Raw genomic sequence first — 17386 nt, 5'->3', positions numbered from 1 at the left:
TCGCGTATCTGATCTCGCGTATCGCGTCTCATATATGACGTACGAAGTACGACGCGTTGAAGGTAGGGAGGGGGTAAGCGTTTCGTCAATGCTTCTGACAGAAGTCAGAAGCGGAACGTCTCACCCTCACGTGCCATCCGGGTGGGTCCGCCGAAGGCCAGCGCGGCGCGGCCGGTCGCCGTCTGCCGCTTGAGAGTCGGTCCCACGTGCGTGACGAGGAGTTCCCGTACGCCCGCCTTGCGCGCCGCCTCGCCCGCGTCCTGCGGTGTCATATGCACCTGTTCGCCGTCGCGATGCCGGTCACGCCTGTCGATGTCTGCCTCGCACAACAACACGTCGGCCCCCCAGGCGAGTTCGGTCAGCGCGTCGCACGGTCCCGTGTCCCCCGAGTACGCCAGGACGCTGCCCTGGCACTCCGCGCGCAGCCCGTACGCCTCCGTGTCGTGCCGGACCGCCCGCGCGGCGAGGCGCAGGTTCCAGTGCCGGACGAGGAGGCCGTCGTACAGCGGCCTGAAGTCGAGGATTCCGCTGAGGAAGCGGACGTCGGCCTTGCCTAGGAACCCGGCGACCCTGAGGGCGCAGTCGCGGGGCGCGTACACCGGGATCGCCGCCGCCGGGGTCATGCCGCCGAACGCGAACGCGTACACCGCCGACAGCAGATCCGCGCTGTGGTCGGCGTGCAGATGCGACAGCCAGATCGCCGTGAGGCGGCTCGGGTCGGTGTGCCGCTGCAACTCCGCGAACGTTCCCGGACCGGCGTCCACCCATATCTCGGCGCCGCCGCCGCGCAGGAGGTAGCCCGAGCAAGGCCGGTCGGGGGCCGGGTGGGGGGAGGCGGTGCCGAGGACTGTGAGGCTCAGGGGCATGGGTCGGAGGGTACGGGTGAGGAGGGTGGTGTGTACCCCGTACGGACTACCCGGGTACACCTCCGGAGCTACCCGGACCTCAGAGGCGACCGTGTCCTCGGCGTCGTACCTAAGGCTGATGCCCGATGTCGTACCCCCCTCCTTAGACCCACGATGACCAGGCATGACGACAACCACCCGGGCCCTCCTGCGGGATCGTGACGCGGCCCTCTACCTCACCGGCGTCGTGGTCTCCGGGTTCGGGACCTCGGCGCTCTGGCTGGTCTCCGGCGTCTGGGTCAAGGACCTCACCGGGTCCGACGGGCTCGCGGCGCTGTGCCTGCTGGCGATGTGGGCGCCGACGCTCGCGGGGCCGCTGCTCGGCGCGCTCGCGGACCGTTTCCCGCGCCGGCCCCTCCTCATCGCCTCCAGCCTCTTCCTCGCCGCGCTCCTGCCGGTCCTGGTCACCGTCGACTCCCCCGGCCTCGTCTGGCTCGTCCTCGGCGTCCTCCTCGTGTACGGCGCGACCGGCGTCGTCAACGACGCCGCCGAGGCGGCGCTCGTCGCGAACACCCTCCCGGCGTCCCTGCTCGGCGACTTCAACGGGCTGCGGATGGCGATCACCGAGGGCATGAAGCTGGTGTCGCCGCTCGTGGGGGCGGGGTTGTACACGGTGTACGGCGGACCGGCGGTGGTGCTGCTGGACGCGGCGACGTTCGTGCTGGCGGCGGGGGTGTACGCGGGGCTGCGAGGCGGGAGTTCGGAGGATCAGGGCTCAAGGCCGGTGCGGGAAAAGGCCGTTGAGGGTTCGGTGTGGAGGCGGGCGGGCGGAGCGGTGGGTTCGCTTCTCACGCGGGCGCGGGGCACGGCACGCTCACCTCGCCGGCAGACAGAGCGAGCCACGCGCCTGCACGCCTCCGAGGGCGCCCGCCACCTCTGGGCCCACCCCCGCCTGCGGCCCCTCGTCCTCGCGGGCGGCTTCTCCATGCTGTGCGCCGGGCTGAACGGTGCCCTGCTCTACGCGGTGATCGACCGGCTGGGCCACTCCCCCTCGTACGCCGGGGTGTTGTACGCCGTGCAGGGGGCCGGTTCCGTGAGTGTCGGGCTGCTGTCGGGGCGGGCCCTGCGGTGGCTCGGGGAGCGGAGGTTCGCGGCGTGGGGGATCGGCGTGACGGCCGTCGCGGTGGCGCTGCGGGCGGTGCCGTCGGACGGCATCGCGCTGCTGTCCAGCGCGGCGATCGGGGCGGGGCTGCCGTGCGTCCTCATCGCCGCGCTGACGGCCGTACAGCGGGAGACGCCGGACGCGGTGCTGGGCCGGACGGTGGCCACGGCGAACACACTGGTGTACGCGCCGAACGTGATCGGCTTCGGGGTGGGCGCGGGCCTGGTCGAACTGGTCGACCAGCGGCCGGTGTTGGTCGTCCTCGGGGTGACGTGGCTGGCGGTGGGGTCGCTGTTGCTGCGGGGCGGCGACGATGAACGGCCAACGCGGCAAAGGGAGTAGAGCAATCACGCTCCCACCAGGGCGAGTTCTCCGCGTTCCGTCCACCGACCGGATCCGCTCCCCGGTGAACTCACGCCCACCCGGCCGGAGTTGAAGCGGGCGAGGGAGCGCTCACCCGTTCACCGTAGGGGCGTCGATCACGCGACGGCCCTGTTGGGCGGAGGGTTCACCCGACCGAGCGAGCGCGCGGAGCGGGGCGGCGGGCGACCTCCTGCGCGCCCTCGCAGGAGTCGCCCCGCCCGATGCAGGAGTCGCCCGGTACCGGCCCCCCCTACAGCGCCTGCCCCGCCGGCTTCACCATGTTCCGGACCGTCCGCGCCTTCACGAACTCGCCCATCGCGGTCATCTCCCACTCGCCCGTGAACTGCCGGACGAGCTTCGCCATCATCACCCCCGTCTGCGCCTCCGCGCTGGTCAGGTCGAAGCGGACCAGTTCCTCGCCGGTCGCCGCGTCGATGAGGCGGCAGTACGCCTTGGCGACCTCCGTGAACTTCTGGCCGGAGAAGGAGTTCACGGTGAAGACGAGGCCGGTGACGTCCTGCGGGATGCGGCCGAGGTCGACGACGATCACCTCGTCGTCACCGCCGCCCTCGCCCGTGAGGTTGTCGCCGGAGTGCTTGATCGCGCCGCCGAGGATGGACAGCTTGCCGAAGTAGCAGCTGTCGACGTGGTTGCGCTGCGGCCCGTAGGCGATGACGGACGCGTCGAGGTCGATGTCGCGGCTGCGGTACGCCGGTTCCCAGCCGAGACCCATCTTGACCTGGGAGAGGAGCGGCTGGCCGCCCTTGACCAGGGACACGGTCTGGTTCTTCTGGAGGCTGACGCGCCCCTTGTCGAGGTTGATCTTCCCGGCGCCGGGCGGCGGCGTGGCCGGCATCGGGGGCGCGGCGGCGGGCGGCGGGGTCGAGGCGACGGCCCGCGCGGGGGCGGGCGCCACGGGCGCGGGCGTGGGCGTGGACACCGGCGTGGGCGCCGGTTCCTCGACCGTCACCCCGAAGTCCGTCGCGATGCCCGCGAGGCCGTTGGCGTACCCCTGTCCCACCGCGCGGACCTTCCACGCGCCGTTGCGGAGGTAGATCTCGACGATGACGAGGGCGGTCTCGGCGCCGAGCTGGGGCGGGGTGAACGAGGCGATGGCGCCGTTGTCGTCGGCGCTCCGGATCGTCGCCGTCGGTTCGATGCCCTGGAAGGTCTGGCCCGCCGCGTCGGGGCTGGCGGTGACGACGATCTTCTCGATGCCGGGCGGGATCGCGGCCGTGTCGACGACGATCGCGTCGGGCGCGGAGCCGCCGCCGGAGCGGTACGTCACCCCCGGGCCGTTCGGCTGGTTGTAGAAGATGAAGTCGTCGTCCGAGCGCACCTTGCCGTCGGCGGTGAGCAGCAGGCCCGACACGTCGAGCCGCACGGGCGCGGTGACGTCCACCGTCACTCTCGCGACGGGGAGGGGGATGTTCGAGCCGGGGGTCATAGCGGTCATGCCGGGTGAACGAACGAGACCTCTTTGCCGTTCCCTTACCCGCTCTCCCGTCCGGTCTTCACTCGAACGGGTGGCCCCAGGCCTGACGGCCGAGGGCCACCCTCGCTCAAGGACGGAGCCTCAGTTCAGGCTGACCACCGTCCCCGCGCCGCTCGCGTACTCGACCCATCCGGTGGACCGGGCGCCCGTGCCGACCCCGGACCAGGCGGCCGTCACGTTCACCGGCGCCCCCGGAGTGGTGGTCGCCGAGGCGGGCGTCACGGAAAGTGACCCAGCGGGAACCGAACCGCCCCCGACCACGTTCACCTGGTACGTGTACGGCGTCGTCCCCGGAGTGCTCGCCCCGGCCTCCTGGATGACGGCGACGAGGTAGGTCCCCGCCTCCGGCTTCGTCAGCACGACGTTCGCGACGCCCTGCGCGTCGGGCAGCGCGACGGCGGAGTCGACGAGCTGTCCGTCGACGATCCGCCCGTACACGAACCCGACGACCCCGGTCGTCGCCCCGAACTTGACAGTGATCTCGGCGGCCTTGGCCCCGGCCGGCACGGCCGGCAGGTAGTCGACCTCGTCGGCCCCGGTCAGCGTCCCGCTCTCGGGCGCGGCGGAGACCGGCCCGGTGGGCGTCGCGGTGAACGCGGTGGCGGCCGAGGTCACCTGGTAGGCGACCTGCCCGGCGGCGCCCGTACCGGTCACCCGCGCGGGTGCGCGGACGGCCTGCGGGGTGACGACGATCGGGCTGCGGACGGACGTACGGCCGGACGTCCAGGTCAGCGACCCGGTGTCGGCGACCCCGAGGGGTGCGGAGGTGACGTCGAGCTTCACGGTGAACGTCTTGCGCTCACCCGGCCGGGTGAACCGCAGGGTGGACGGCTTGACGGTCGCCTTGACGCCCGGCAGGTCGACGGAGGCCCGGTAGACGCCCGGCGTGACGGCGGTGACCGTACGGGTCACGGTCTGGCTGCCGACGAGGTCGCCGACGGCGATGGACGCCGAGTTCAGGTCGCTGGCGTCGATCGGCTTCGCGCCCGTGCCGGTGTCGATGCCGAGGCCCTCCAGGTAGCGCAGCCAGTCGCGCTCGGAGGAGTCGTAGACGAGGCCGGGCCGCAGCATGCCCCACGCGGAGACCTCGCCGGCGCCCTGCGCGAAGACGTCCTCGCTGGGCTTGCCCTCGGGCGTCAGGGTGGGTGTCGTGGTCGTCATCATCGCCGACTTGATCGCCATGGGCGACCACTTGGGGTGCAGCGCGAGGTAGATCGCGGCGAGCCCGGTGATGTGCGGCGCCGACATCGACGTACCGGAGTAGAAGTCGAAGTCGTGGCCCCGGTTGGACGGCGGGGCGACGGCCGCGAGGATCGTCACGCCCGGCGCGGAGATGTCCGGCTTGAGGACGTCGCCGTTGTTCTGGAGCGAGGGTCCGCGCGAGGAGAACCCGGCGACCTGCGGGAAGGCGATGTCCGCGCCGCCGACGACGAGGGACGCCGTCGCGCCCGCGCCCGCCGCGTAGGTGCGGACGGCGGTGGAGTCCGGGATGTTGAGGTGCACCGTCGGCAGGCTGTGCGAGTCGCCGTCGGTGCTGCCCTGGGAGACGTTGACGAGGACCATGCCGACGGCGCCGGCGCGCTTGGCCTCGGCGGACTTGGCGACCCGGTCGACGACGCCCCGGTCGCAGACGACGAGCTTGCCCGCCGCCAGCGCCGGATCGAGTGTGCCGGGGGCGCAGATCGCGGCGTCGGTGGCGCTCGCGCCCGCGTTCTTCACGGCCGTCGAGCGGACGAGCGGCGCGGGGCCGACCGTACCCGTCAGCGTCGTGCTGATGCCGGTGTAGCGCTCGCCGTTGCCGAGGACGACCGTGCCCTTGTACGGCTCGATCGTGCTCGCGGCGACGGTCGTCGTCCACGGCGCGATGTTGTCCAGCGTGCTCGCGCCGGGGCCCGCGTTGCCGCCGGAGGTGGAGATGAAGACGCCGGCCGCGGCGGCGTTGCGGAACGCTATCTGGATCGGGTCGTCCACCGGGGACTCGGAGTCGCTGCCGATCGAGTAGTTGATGACGTCGACGCCGTCGGCGGTCGCCTGGTCGATCGCGGCGACGATGTCGCTGGTCAGACCGCCGGACTGGGTGCCGTCCTTGCTCTCCCACAGCACCTTGTAGACAGCGATGGCCGCGCCCGGGGCGACGCCGGAGATCTTGCCGTAGGACCGGCCGTCGATCGAGGCGGGCACGTTCGTGTTGCCGGCCGCCGTGGAGGCGGTGTGCGAGCCGTGGCCGCCGCCGTCCCTCGGGGACATGTAGTCCTCGCGGTTGGCCTCGGGCACCCACTCGCGCCAGGCGTCGCCGTACTGGCGGGCGCTGATCACCTTGCGGTTGCAGTCGGCGGCCGTGAACTCCTCGCCCGTCTCGCAGGTCCCGGTGAAGGTCGCGCCGTCCGTCTTGCGCATGACGGTCGTCGTACCCCTCAGGTAGGGGCGGTACTTGTCCCAGGCCGGGGGCTTGGCCGCGGTGAGGGCGGGCGCGGCGAAGGAGGTGCTCTCGGGCCAGATGCCGGTGTCGAGGTCGCCGATGACAACGCCCTTGCCGGCGTTGGCGGTTCCGCCGAGCGCCGACCAGAGTCCCTTGCGGCCCGACAGGTGCAGGTAGTCGACGGAGTTCTTGTCGTCGGTCGCCTTGTGGATCCGGTCGGGGGTCACGGAGATGACGCCCTTGGTCGCGGCGAGCTTCAGGATCTGGGCCGGAGTCAGCTTTGCGGAGAAGGTGTTGGTGGTGACGGAGTAGTGGTGGGCGACCTTCGCGCCGACCTTCTTCGCCGCCGCGTTCTGCTCGTCGACGAGGTGGGTGCGGTAGCGGCGGGCCTCGTCGGTGGTGACGTCGACCTTCTCGCCCGCGTCCGGCTTGGTCGCGGGGATGCCGTCGACGCCGCCGTCGTAGGTGGCGATCGGCTGATCGGTGAGGGTGACGAGATAGCGGCCGGATATGGAGGCCGGGGCATCTGCCGTGTCCGCCGCGGCAGTTGGCGCCGCGAAGGGTGCGGCGGCCAGGAGCAGGGCGGCGACGGACACGCCGACCGTCGCTGGTCTTCGGTTCATGAAGTCCCCCCAGAGACAAGGAAGAAGACAAAGGAGACAGACAAGGACAGGGGCGGGAGGTCGTCGTCGCCCCTGCCGCGAGTCGTTCGGGACGGTGTCAACAGCCGTGCGGCGGTTGGCGGTTCATGGTGCACACGGTGCGGCCCGAAAGGGAATGGCGCCTGCTGAACCTCTACCGGGGCACCACGACGACCTTGCGCCCCACACCCTTCGCGAACTGCTCCAGCGCCTGCGGGTACCGCTCCAGCGGCAGCCGGTCGCTGATGAACACGTCCGGGTCGAGCACCCCGCCCGCGAACAGCTCCGCCGCCCGCTCGAAGCTGTGCAGGACGGCCATCGAACCGGTGATGGTGATCTCCTGGTTGTAGATGCGGTACGGGTCGACGGTGACCCGCGTCGCGTAGTCGGCGACGCCGAACTGGAGGAACGTGCCCGCCTTCGCGACCCGCTCCAGCCCGTCCTGGATCGCCGCCGCGTTGCCGGTCGCGTCGACCACGATGTCCCAGCCCTGGGGACGCTCCAACTCATCAGCGTTTTCGGCTGCCTTGGCGACGCCGAGCAGCCTCGCCGTCTCCAGCCGCGCCGGGTTGACATCGACGACGTCCACGCTCGCCGCGCCCGTCCGCTTGGCCAGCTCCAGCATCATCAGCCCCATCGTCCCGGAGCCGTAGATCAGGACGTGCGCGCCGAGGCGGGCCCGGAGCACGTCGTACCCGCGTACCGCGCAGGACAGCGGCTCCACGAGCGCCGCGTCCTGGGTGCGTACATGGTCCGGCAGGCGTACGCAGTTGGCGGCCGGGGCGAGGGCGTAGCGGGCCGCTCCCCCGGCCGTGGTGACGCCGATCGCGGCCCAGCGTTCGCAGAGGTTGTTGTGGCCGGTACGGCAGTACGCGCACTCGTGGCAGTACAGGGAGGGGTCCACGGCGACCCGGTCGCCGATCGCCAACTCGGTGACCTGGGAGCCGGTTTCGACGATCTCGCCCGCGAACTCGTGGCCCGGCACGATCGGCAGGCTGGGCGCGAACTCGCCCTGGAGGATGTGCAGATCGGTGCCGCACAGGCCGCAGGCGGCGACCTCCACGACGACCTCGCGGGGTCCTGGTGTCGGGTCGGGGACCTCGGTGACGACGGCGCGGCCCACGGACTCGATGACGGCGGCCTTCATAGCGGGTCTCCCAACTCCGTTGCACGAGCGTTCACTTGACGGCCCCCAGCGACAGCCCCTGGACAAGCTTGTCCTGCGCCGCGAACCCCGCCGCCAGCACCGGCAGCGAGATGACGAGCGACGCGGCGCACACCTTCGCGAGGAACAGCCCCTGGCTGGTGATGAACCCGGTGAGGAAGACGGGCGCGGTCTCGGCGACGACCCCGGTCAGCACCCGCGCGAACAGCAGCTCGTTCCAGCTGAAGATGAAGCAGATCAAGGCGGTTGCCGCGATCCCGGGCAGCGCGATCGGCGCGACGACCCGCAGCAGCACCGTCGGCAGCCGCGCCCCGTCGACCCGGGCGGCCTCGATCACCGCGACCGGCACCTCGGACAGGAACGACTGCATCATCCACACGGCGATCGGCAGGTTCATGGACGTGTAGAGCAGGACCAACAGCCAGATGTTGTCCAGCAGTTCGGTGTTCTTGGCGAACAGGTAGATGGGCAGCAGCCCGGCGACGACCGGCAGCATCTTCGTCGACAGGAAGAAGAACAGGACGTCGGTCCACTTGCGCACCCGCCGGATCGACAGCGCGTACGCGGCGGGCAGTGTGAGCAGGAGCACCAGCAGCGTCGAACTCACCGACGCCACCGCCGAGTTGATCAGCGAGGGCCAAGGGCTCGCCCCGCCGCCGACGCCGAAGAAGTCGCGGTAGCCGTCGAGCGTCAACGCGGCGGTGAAGGAAGGCGGGTTGGTCGCCGCGTCGCTCTCGGAGTGGAACGACGTCAGCGCCATCCACGCGATCGGCAGGAAGAACATGATCCCGAGGACCCAGGCGAGAAGCCCGAGTCCCTTGCTGCGTACGGCGTTCACGCGCGCGACACCTCCTCGCGGAACAGGGACGACACCACGCGCAGCGCGAGCGTGGCGATGATCAGCGAGCCGATGACGACGAGGACACCGGCGGCCGAGGCGAGCCCGTTCTCGTGGGCCTGGTAGAAGCTCTGGTACACGGTGTAGGGGAGGTTGGCGGTGCCGAGGCCGCCGGAGGTGATGGTGAAGACGGCGTCGAAGTTCTGCACGATGTAGATCGAGCCGAGCAGCGCGCCGAGTTCGAGGTAGCGGCGCAGGTGCGGCAGCGTGAGATGCCGGAACACCTGCCAGTCCCCGGCGCCGTCGACGCGGGCGGCCTCGATCTGTTCGCGGTCGCGGCTCTGGAGCCCGGCGAGCAGGATCAGCATCATGAACGGCGTCCACTGCCACACGAGCGCGGCCTCTACGGCGAGCAGCGGGGTGTTCGAGATCCAGTCGGGTTGAGGGCCGCCGACGTAGTGCAACAGGCCGTTCAGCAGGCCGTATTCGGGGTTGTAGAGGACGTGCTTCCACAGCAGCGCGGCGGCCACCGGCACGACCAGGAACGGCGCGATGAGCAGGGTGCGGACGACGCCCCGGCCCCTGAAGCGGCGGTCGAGCAACAGGGCCAGCGCGAGGCCGAGAAGGAGGCTGGCCATCACAACAGCCGCTGTCAGCAGGACGGTTGTCCACACGGAGTGGCGGAGGTCCGAATCGGTCAGGACCTGCTGGTAGTTGTCGAAGCCGGTGAAGTGGCGGGCGTCGGGGTAGAGGGCGTTCCAGTCGAAGAAGGAGATCACCACGGTCGCCACGAACGGCAGTTGGGTGACGACGATCATGAAGACCAGGGCGGGGAGCAGCGGCGCGCGGGTGGCCCAGGCCCTCATGCGGGAGGCGTTCCGTACGCGAACCGGCTTCGTGCTCAGCACAGTTGTGGCGGTCATCGTCCCTCGTACTCCTCGGAGACCTGTTCGGCGAGCCGCTGGGCCTTGCGCAGCGCCGAGTCGACGGACTGGCGGCCCGCGATCGCCGCGCTGATCTCCTGCGAGACCTTGGTGCCCAGGTCGGTGAATTCGGGGATGCCGACGAACTGGATGCCGGGCGCGGGGCGTTGCTGGACGCCGGGGTCGTTCGGGCTGGCCGCCTCGATGGCCGCGCGGGTCATCTCCTGGAAGGCGGCGGCGGATTGGCGGTACTGGGGGTAGGCGTACGTCGAACCGCGTTTGCCCGCCGGGACGTTGGCCCAGCCGATCTGTTCGCCGACGAGCTGCTCGTACTGTTTGCCGGACGCCCAGGAGATGAACTTCCAGGCTTTGTCGGCGTTGTGGGACGCCTTCTCCATGCCCCAGGCCCAGGTGTAGAGCCAGCCGGAGGCGTCGGTCTTCTCGACGGGGGCGGGGGCGTAGCCGATCTTTCCCTTCACCGGGGAGCCGTCGGCCTCCAGGGAGCCGGCCGCCGAGGTGGCGTCGTACCACATGGCGGTCTTGCCCTGGGTCATGTTGTTGAGGCATTCGGCGAACCCGGACTGGGCGGCGCCGGACTCGCCGTGGTCGCGGACGAGGCCGACGTAGAACGAGACGGCCTTCTCCCACTCCGGGGAGTCGAGGCGGGCCTTCCAGTCCTTGTCGAACCAGGTGCCGCCGAAGGTGTTGACGACGGTCGTGAGGGGGGCCATGACCTCGCCCCAGCCGGGGAGGCCGCGCAGGCAGATGCCCTTCATGCCGGGGTCGGCGCCGTCGAGCTTCGCGGCGAGGTCGGCGACCTGGGTCCAGGTGGGGTGGGCGGGCATCGTGAGGTTGTGGGCGGCGAGGACGTCCTTGCGGTACATCAGGAAGGACGACTCGCCGTAGAAGGGCTGCCCGTAGAGCTTGCCGTCGTCGCCGGTGAGGGACTCGCGCATCGGGGCGAGGACGTCCTTCTCGTCGTACGCCGGGTCGTTCGCGAGGTAGGTGTCCATGGGGTGGAGCCAGCCGTTGCGGGCGTAGATGGGGATCTCGTAGTTGGAGAGGGTCGCGACGTCGTACTGGCCGGCCTGGTTGGCGAAGTCCTGGCTGATCTTGTCGCGGACGTCGTTCTCGGGGAGGACGGTGAAGTTGACCTTGATGCCGGTCGCCTTGGTGAAGTGGCCGGGGGTGAGTTTCTGGAGTTCGGTCATCTGGGGGTTGTTGACCATCAGGACGTTGATGGAGTCACCGCCGGAACCGGAGCCGCCGGCGCCGGTCCAGCAGCCGGTCAGGAGGAGGAGGGTGACAGCGGACAGCGCGGCCCTCTTGCCGGGGATGCGCATGGGACGCTCCCTAAGGGTTGATTTTTCGTATGAACTGAGTCGGCTTTCCGAACTCGACCGAGTTGGTTTTTCACACCCGCATGACCTGCGGTCCCATCAGCGAGTACCGATGCGCCTCGCCCGCCGACAGCGCCGTACTCGTCACGATCGTCTCCACCGCCCCCACCTCGGCGAACCGGCAGAAGCTCACCGCCCCGAACTTGGCGTGCACCCCGGTGAAGACGACCCTGCGCGCGGCGCGTACGGCCTGTGCCTTGACCTCGCCGACGGCCGGGTCGGGCGTGGTGAGCCCGTGCTCGCGCGTGATGCCGTTGGCGCCGAGGTAGGCGAGGTCGACGACGAACCCGGCGAGCATCTTCGTCGTCCAGTGGTCGACGGTGGCGAGCGTCCCCGCGCGTACGCGCCCGCCGAGCAGCAGGACGGAGATGTTGCCATCCTGCGCGAGCGCGCCCGCGACGGGGAGGGAGGCGGTGACGACGGTCAGTGCGCGGTCGCGGGGCAGGGCTTCGGCGATGAGCTGCGGGGTGAAGCCCTCGTCGACGAAGACGGTCTCGGCGTCGCCGAGGAGTCCGGCAGCGGCGGCGGCGATGCGGCGTTTCTCGGGGAGGTGGCTGGTCGCGCGGAACGCGAGGGTCGTCTCGAAGCCGGCGCTCTCGACGGGGTAGGCGCCGCCGTGGGTGCGGCGGACCAGGCCGTGGTCCTCCAGGGCGCGCAGGTCGCGCCGTACGGTCTCCTTGGCGACGCCCAGGTCGGCGGCGAGGGCGGTGACGTCCACGGAGCCGGTGGCGCGGGCGACGCGGACGATCTCGCGCTGACGCTCCTCTGCGGTCCTCGGATCCACGTCCACCACCTCCGAATACCCTCGGTGCCCGTTCGGGCCCACAGCAGCCCCTCAGGGCCCTTGACGGCCCATCAGGGGGTCGCGGGGCCCGTTCGGGCTCTCGGGGGAAGTTCTACCGGCGGCGTGGGGCGCTGAACAGGTCCGTCACACGGCGGATGCGGCCCGTTCGGGCCCGTTTCGCCGCGCGCGTGCCCGCACGGACCTGCGCGGCAGGGGCGGTTCGGGCAGGGCCGGTGCCCGGAAGGGCTGCGGGCGGGCCCGTTCGGTGCCCGCCCGCATGATCCCGTGGGGGGGGTCAGTACGGCCAGATCGGCGGGTCCGTCACGAAGCCGCCGCCGAGGTACGCGTGCGCCTCGTTGCCCTCCTGGAGCTCCCCCTGCTCGGCGATCAGCTTCTCGGCGTACGGCTCGGAGTCGTCCTGCGGGTCGTAGCCCAGCGCCCGCGCGGAGGTGAGGTCCCACCACAGGCGCGTGTTCGCGGACGAGCCGTGCACGACGGTGTGGCCGACGTTCTCGGCGGTCAGCGCGGCGTGGAAGAGGCGGGCGCCGTCGGCGGGGCTCAGCCAGATCGACAGCATCCGTACGGAGGTGGGTTCGGCGAAGCAGGAGCCGATGCGCACGGAGACGGTCTCCAGGCCGTGCCGGTCCCAGTAGAGCTGCGCCAGGTCCTCGCCGAAGGACTTCGACAGGCCGTAGAACGTGTCGGGGCGGCGCGGTGTGTCGACCGGGATCAGCGGGTCGCCCTCGCGCGGGCGCGGGGTGTAGCCGAGGACGTGGTTCGAGGAGGCGAAGACGATCCTGCGCACGCCCTCCGCGCGGGCGGCCTCGTACAGGTTGTAGGTGCCCTCGATGTTTGCCCTGAGGATTTTCTCGAACGAGGATTCCAGGGAGATGCCCGCGAGGTGGACGATCGCGTCGACACCCCGTACGGCTTCTTTGAGGGCGTCGCGGTCGGTGAGGTCGGCGGTGATCGCGCCGGGGTCCCCGTCGACCGGGACGAGGTCGAGCGAGCGCAGGTCGTAGCCGTACTCCGGGAGCAGGTCCCGCATCAGGGTGCCGAGGCCACCGGCGGCGCCGGTGAGCAGGACGGTGCGCGGAGCGGGCATCCTCGGGTCTCCTCGATTGCGTGTTCATTGCGCGGGCACGTGGGCGCATGCGTGATCAATATTCACATGCTTGGACAAGCTAAGTTTCCCGCCGTGTCCCGTCAAGGGGGCACGAAGGCGGGAATTCCGCTTTCGAGGACACCTCCGCGCGCTTGACCCGCCGCGACAGGGCTCCTTAGGGTGGTCGTGTTCATAAATATGTACGTCGATCAGAAGCGTGACCGCGTTCCCTCTGCGGTCGCCCGACCGCCAGGGAGAGCCCGTGCCGACCGCCCCTCTCGCCGACCGTCTGAGCGCCCCCACCGGGCCCCTCTTCTTCCCCGTCACCGCCTACGGCCGGGACGGCTCCCTCGACCTCGACGCCTTCCGCGCGCACGTACGCGCGGGGGTCGACGCCGGTGCGGCGGCCGTCTTCGCGTGCTGCGGCACCGGGGAGTTCCACGCGCTCGACCTGGACGAGTTCGAGGCGTGCGTGCGCACGGCCGTCGAGGAGACCGCCGGGCGCGTCCCGGTCGTCGCGGGCGCGGGGTACGGGACGCGGCTCGCCGTCCGGTACGCGCGTGTGGCGCACGAGGCGGGCGCCGACGGGCTGCTCGTCCTGCCGCCCTACCTGGTCGTCGCCGGGCAGGAAGGGCTGTTGCGGCACTACCGCGAGGTGGCCGCAGCGACGCCGCTCCCGGTGATCGTCTACCAGCGCGACAACGCGGTGTTCACGCCCGGGACGGTCGTCGAACTCGCGCGCACGGAGGGCGTCGTCGGCCTCAAGGACGGGCTCGGCGACCTCGACCTGATGCAGCGCATCGTCAGCGCCGTGCGCAGTGAGGTCCCCGGCGACTTCCTGTACTTCAACGGGCTGCCGACCGCCGAGCAGACGCAGCTCGCGTACCGCGCGCTGGGCGTCACGCTGTACTCGTCCGCCGTGTTCTGCTTCTCGCCCGAGATCGCGGGCGCGTTCCACCGCGCGCTGCGTGAGGGCGACGACGTCACCGTGAACCGTCTGCTCGACGGGTTCTTCCGGCCGTACGTCGAACTGCGCGCGCAGGGGCGCGGGTACGCCGTCTCGCTCGTCAAGGCCGCCGTGCGCATGCGCGGGCTGGACGTCGGCGAGGTCCGGCCGCCGTTGCACGAACCGGCCGAGGATCATGTGAAGCAGCTCGCGCAGTTGATCGAGCGCGGGCACGCGCTGCTGGAGGAGGGCAAGTGAAGGCGTCCACGTTCGTCTACCCCTGGGACGTCAACGGCGATCCCGGGGCCCCCGCCCGGATCGCCTCCCTCGGTGTGGAGCAGGTGACGCTGGCCGCCGCGTACCACTCGACACGCGCCCTGACGCCCCGTCATCCCCGGCACCGCATCGTCACCGCCGAGCACGCGGCGGTCCTGTACGGCCCTGACGCGCGCTGGGAGGGCCGGACCCTCCGCCCGTACCCCGCCGGGTCCTGGGCCCCCGGAGAGGCCTTCTCAGAGGCCGCGCAGGCCCTCTCCGTCGCCGGCCTGGAGATCCACACGTGGGTCGTCCTCGCGCACAACTCCCGCCTGGGCGCCGAGCACCCGTCCATCTCCGTGGTCAACGCGTACGGCGACCGCTACCCCTGGGCGCCCTGCATCGCGCAGCCCGACACGCGCGCGTACCTGATCGACCTCGCCGCCGAGGCCGCCGTACGCCCCGGCGCCGCCGGCACCGAGCTGGAGTCCCTCGGCTGGTACGGGCTCCAGCACCTGCACGCCCACGACAAGACGGGCGGCGTGCCGCTGGGCGACGCGGGGATGTACTTGATGGCCCTGTGCTTCTGCGCCGTCTGCCGTGAGGGGTACGCCGGGCACGGCGCCGACCCCGAGGCGCTCGCCGCCGCCGTACGCCGGGCTCTGGAGCCGCTGTGGAAGGGCGCGCCGGACGACAACAGCTGGTCGGGCGTCGAGAAGCTCCTCGGCGAGACGTACGCCGCCGTCACGCGCGCGTGGCGCGACGAACGGGCCCGCACGCTCCAGGAGGCCGCTGTTCACGCCGTCCGCGCAGCGGCCCCGGCGGGCTTCCAGATCCTGCTGCACGCCGACCCGGCGACGTACCACGTAGGAGCGAACCCGGGCGTCGACCCCGCACACATCCTCTCGGTCGCGGACGGCGTCGTCGTCCCCTGCGCGGGCGGGCCGGAACTCCTGCCGCCGTTCGCGGAGACCGGCCAGGAGGCGGTCATCGCGGCGAACTTCGGGATCGTCTCCGGGATGGGGGGCCGACCTGGGGATCTCGCGGCGGATGTCGCCCGCGCGCGGGGGCTGGGGGCGACGGAGATTCGGCTGTATCACGCGGGGTTGGCGTCGGATGCGGATCTGGAGGTCACTCGGGGGGTGTTGGCTGCGCGTTGAGGGTGGGGGCGAGCATCAGGAACGGCGGGCTGGGGCGGGCGAGCCTCTCCCCGGCACCCGCCTACCCCGCCAACTTCCCCTCGATCCACGCGCGCGCGAAGGTGACCGTCTCCCCCGCCTCGAACAGATAGCTCTCCGCCGCGCCGACCCACCCCCGTCGCCCGATCCCCGCCGCCAGCATGTCCCGCGCGATGACCTCGAACGGTTCCGCGCCCTCGGGGACCACCGTCGAGTAGTCGAACGCCCCCTCCTCCGAGTCGATGTCGTGGAAGCGGCGCCAGACGCGGCGGCCGTCCTCCAGGAGCGGCTGTTCGTAGTCGACGTACCGCTTGCCGGGGGCCTCGGCGAGGGCCTCCGCGTGGTGCAGCAGGGTCAGGGTGTCCAGGGGAGCGCCGAGGAGGAGTACGCGGCCGGTGTGGGCGACGAGCCGGGCGAGGGGGCTGTCGGGGCCGTGGGGGTCGTTCCAGGGGTGGTCGGACATCAGGGCGTCCGCCGCCGCGCCCAGGGCCGCGAAACTGGCGTCGGGGTGGCGGCTGCGTACGGCTCCGGGCCGACGGCGCAACGCCTCGGGCAGCCGCCCGTTGTTGTGATCGGCCTCGCTCGACTCGGCGTCGTACGCGGGGTGTTCCGCGCGCAGGGCGTCCTGCCACTCCTGGGGCCAGGTGACGAACTCGTACGGGGGCGCGTCGTTCCAGCCGCAGGTCACCATGAGGGTCCCGTGCGGCCCGACGACGTCCTGGAGCGCGCCGATCACCGTCTCGGGCCCGCCCGCGACGTAGCCGAGCGCGGACATGCGGGTGTGGAACATGACGACGTCACCGGCGGCGAGGCCGAGCGCGGCCAGGTCGCGACTGAGCCGGGTACGGGTCACGGGGCCGCCGGAGCGCTTCAGCAGGGCCATCTCGTCCATGGTCACGAACCTATCCCCCGGGGCCGGCCGAACTCCCTTACACCGAGGGCGATTTCGAACCACCGCCCACAACGCGCACCCCGGCCTCCGCCCACAACTCCTCTCGCCCCGGAGGCACGCACACCCTGAGCCTCGCCCCGGCCTCCGCCCATAACCCCTCTCGCCTCGGAGGCCACGCATGCCCTGAGCCTCACCCCGGCCTCCGCCCGCAGCCCCTCCCAACCCCGGAGGCCACGCACACCCCTCCCCTGCGGGCCTCCCCCTACGCCCGCACCCCTACCCCTTCAACCCCGCCACCAACACCCCCACATACCGCCGCACCTCCCCCCCATCCCCCTGCCCCAACTCCGCCGCCGTAGCCACCCCATGCGCCAACCGCAGCACATCCACGGTCGACACATCCCCCCGCAACACCCCCACCTCCTGGGCCCGTTCGACAAGCCTCCCCGCAGCCTCCTTCATCCGCGTCCCGCACACGCTCACCGCGGCGACACTCCCGTCGGTCACGGCGGAGCCCAACAGCGCCTTCATCCCCCGGACTTGATTGGTCCCGACACAGAGTTCATGGAGCCACTCCTCCAACGCCTCCCCCGGCGGGAGTTCCGCGCCGAGGGCGTCCGCCCGCAGCGCGAGCGCCTCGATGTGATCGACGTACGCCGCCTCCAACAGCGCCTGGCGCGTGGGGAAATGGCGATAGAGCGTGCCGGAGCCGACGCCGGCCCGCTTGGCGATGTCGTCGAGGGACGCCGACTCCCCGTGCTCGGCGAAGGCCTCGGCGGCGGCTTTCAGGAGCCGTTCGTAATTGCGGCGGGCGTCCGCGCGCATGGGCTTGACCTGCGTCATCCAGCAACTCCTTGCGACCCCATACGGCCACTCCTCGTCCCACACGCCCACCGGCTCCTTGCGAAGCGGGGACTCTCTCCGTATTTTGTCCAGCACTAACCGGGGACAGTCCCCGGTTACCCCGGAGCGACA

Annotated in this window: 14 protein-coding genes; 3 read left to right on the top strand and 11 right to left on the bottom strand. The window is 71.3% G+C overall.

Annotated features, from left to right (window positions below):
• Nucleotides 1-104: 104 nt before the first annotated feature.
• Complete coding sequence (locus J8M50_RS14550) at nucleotides 105-866, bottom strand: MBL fold metallo-hydrolase (RefSeq protein WP_029184111.1); 762 nt, start codon at nucleotides 864-866, stop codon at nucleotides 105-107.
• 163 nt (nucleotides 867-1029) lie between these two features.
• On the opposite strand from J8M50_RS14550, the gene J8M50_RS14545 reads away from it, so the two are divergent.
• Complete coding sequence (locus J8M50_RS14545) at nucleotides 1030-2349, top strand: MFS transporter (RefSeq protein ID WP_010355522.1); 1320 nt, start codon at nucleotides 1030-1032, stop codon at nucleotides 2347-2349.
• A gap of 271 nt (nucleotides 2350-2620) precedes the next feature.
• Here J8M50_RS14545 and J8M50_RS14540 read toward each other — a convergent pair whose 3' ends face one another.
• The 8 genes from J8M50_RS14540 to J8M50_RS14505 form a co-directional block, all read right to left on the bottom strand.
• Nucleotides 2621-3817 (bottom strand): TerD family protein, encoded by a 1197-nt coding sequence (locus J8M50_RS14540; RefSeq protein WP_059044835.1) that lies wholly within the window; start codon nucleotides 3815-3817, stop codon nucleotides 2621-2623.
• A gap of 129 nt (nucleotides 3818-3946) precedes the next feature.
• Nucleotides 3947-6907, bottom strand: coding sequence for a S8 family serine peptidase (locus J8M50_RS14535; protein ID WP_100216718.1), 2961 nt, complete (start codon nucleotides 6905-6907; stop codon nucleotides 3947-3949).
• A 172-nt stretch (nucleotides 6908-7079) separates the two neighbouring features.
• Nucleotides 7080-8072, bottom strand: a complete 993-nt coding sequence (locus J8M50_RS14530; protein WP_010352408.1) for a zinc-dependent alcohol dehydrogenase family protein — start codon at nucleotides 8070-8072, stop codon at nucleotides 7080-7082.
• Between the two features lie 31 nt (nucleotides 8073-8103).
• The gene (locus J8M50_RS14525) at nucleotides 8104-8874 is read right to left on the bottom strand and encodes a carbohydrate ABC transporter permease (RefSeq protein WP_263303958.1); all 771 of its coding nucleotides are present in this window, start codon (nucleotides 8872-8874) and stop codon (nucleotides 8104-8106) included.
• Between the two features lie 50 nt (nucleotides 8875-8924).
• Nucleotides 8925-9851 carry a carbohydrate ABC transporter permease gene (locus J8M50_RS14520; protein WP_010352410.1) on the bottom strand — a complete coding sequence of 309 codons (927 nt, stop codon included), beginning with the start codon at nucleotides 9849-9851 and terminating at the stop codon, nucleotides 8925-8927.
• The gene (locus J8M50_RS14515) at nucleotides 9848-11194 is read right to left on the bottom strand and encodes an ABC transporter substrate-binding protein (protein ID WP_010352411.1); all 1347 of its coding nucleotides are present in this window, start codon (nucleotides 11192-11194) and stop codon (nucleotides 9848-9850) included. The genes J8M50_RS14520 and J8M50_RS14515 overlap by 4 nt, the downstream gene beginning before the upstream one ends.
• 70 nt (nucleotides 11195-11264) lie before the next feature.
• Nucleotides 11265-12035 (bottom strand): DeoR/GlpR family DNA-binding transcription regulator, encoded by a 771-nt coding sequence (locus J8M50_RS14510; protein WP_029183669.1) that lies wholly within the window; start codon nucleotides 12033-12035, stop codon nucleotides 11265-11267.
• Between the two features lie 295 nt (nucleotides 12036-12330).
• Complete coding sequence (locus tag J8M50_RS14505) at nucleotides 12331-13140, bottom strand: NAD-dependent epimerase/dehydratase family protein (protein WP_010352413.1); 810 nt, start codon at nucleotides 13138-13140, stop codon at nucleotides 12331-12333.
• A 262-nt stretch (nucleotides 13141-13402) separates the two neighbouring features.
• Here J8M50_RS14505 and J8M50_RS14500 point away from each other — a divergent pair, with 262 nt between their 5' ends.
• Together J8M50_RS14500 and J8M50_RS14495 are read left to right on the top strand one after the other, a co-directional pair.
• A complete protein-coding gene (locus tag J8M50_RS14500) occupies nucleotides 13403-14344 on the top strand; it encodes a 5-dehydro-4-deoxyglucarate dehydratase (RefSeq protein ID WP_010352414.1) in 942 nt (313 codons plus the stop codon).
• Complete coding sequence (locus J8M50_RS14495) at nucleotides 14341-15501, top strand: hypothetical protein (protein WP_010352415.1); 1161 nt, start codon at nucleotides 14341-14343, stop codon at nucleotides 15499-15501. The genes J8M50_RS14500 and J8M50_RS14495 overlap by 4 nt, the downstream gene beginning before the upstream one ends.
• 61 nt (nucleotides 15502-15562) lie before the next feature.
• Here the strand turns inward: J8M50_RS14495 and aac(3) are convergent, their stop codons facing one another.
• Together aac(3) and J8M50_RS14485 are read right to left on the bottom strand one after the other, a co-directional pair.
• Entirely contained in the window at nucleotides 15563-16411 is an 849-nt protein-coding gene (gene aac(3) / locus J8M50_RS14490; RefSeq protein WP_010352416.1) for an aminoglycoside 3-N-acetyltransferase, read from the bottom strand.
• A gap of 276 nt (nucleotides 16412-16687) precedes the next feature.
• Nucleotides 16688-17254 carry a TetR/AcrR family transcriptional regulator gene (locus J8M50_RS14485; RefSeq protein ID WP_010352417.1) on the bottom strand — a complete coding sequence of 189 codons (567 nt, stop codon included), beginning with the start codon at nucleotides 17252-17254 and terminating at the stop codon, nucleotides 16688-16690.
• Between the last annotated feature and the right edge of the window lie 132 nt (nucleotides 17255-17386).

It is taken from the genome of Streptomyces acidiscabies (assembly GCF_020010905.1).
Lineage (GTDB): Bacteria > Actinomycetota > Actinomycetes > Streptomycetales > Streptomycetaceae > Streptomyces > Streptomyces acidiscabies.
The sequence above is the reverse complement of the archived record's forward strand: the minus strand, read 5'-3'. Positions and strand labels throughout refer to the sequence as shown.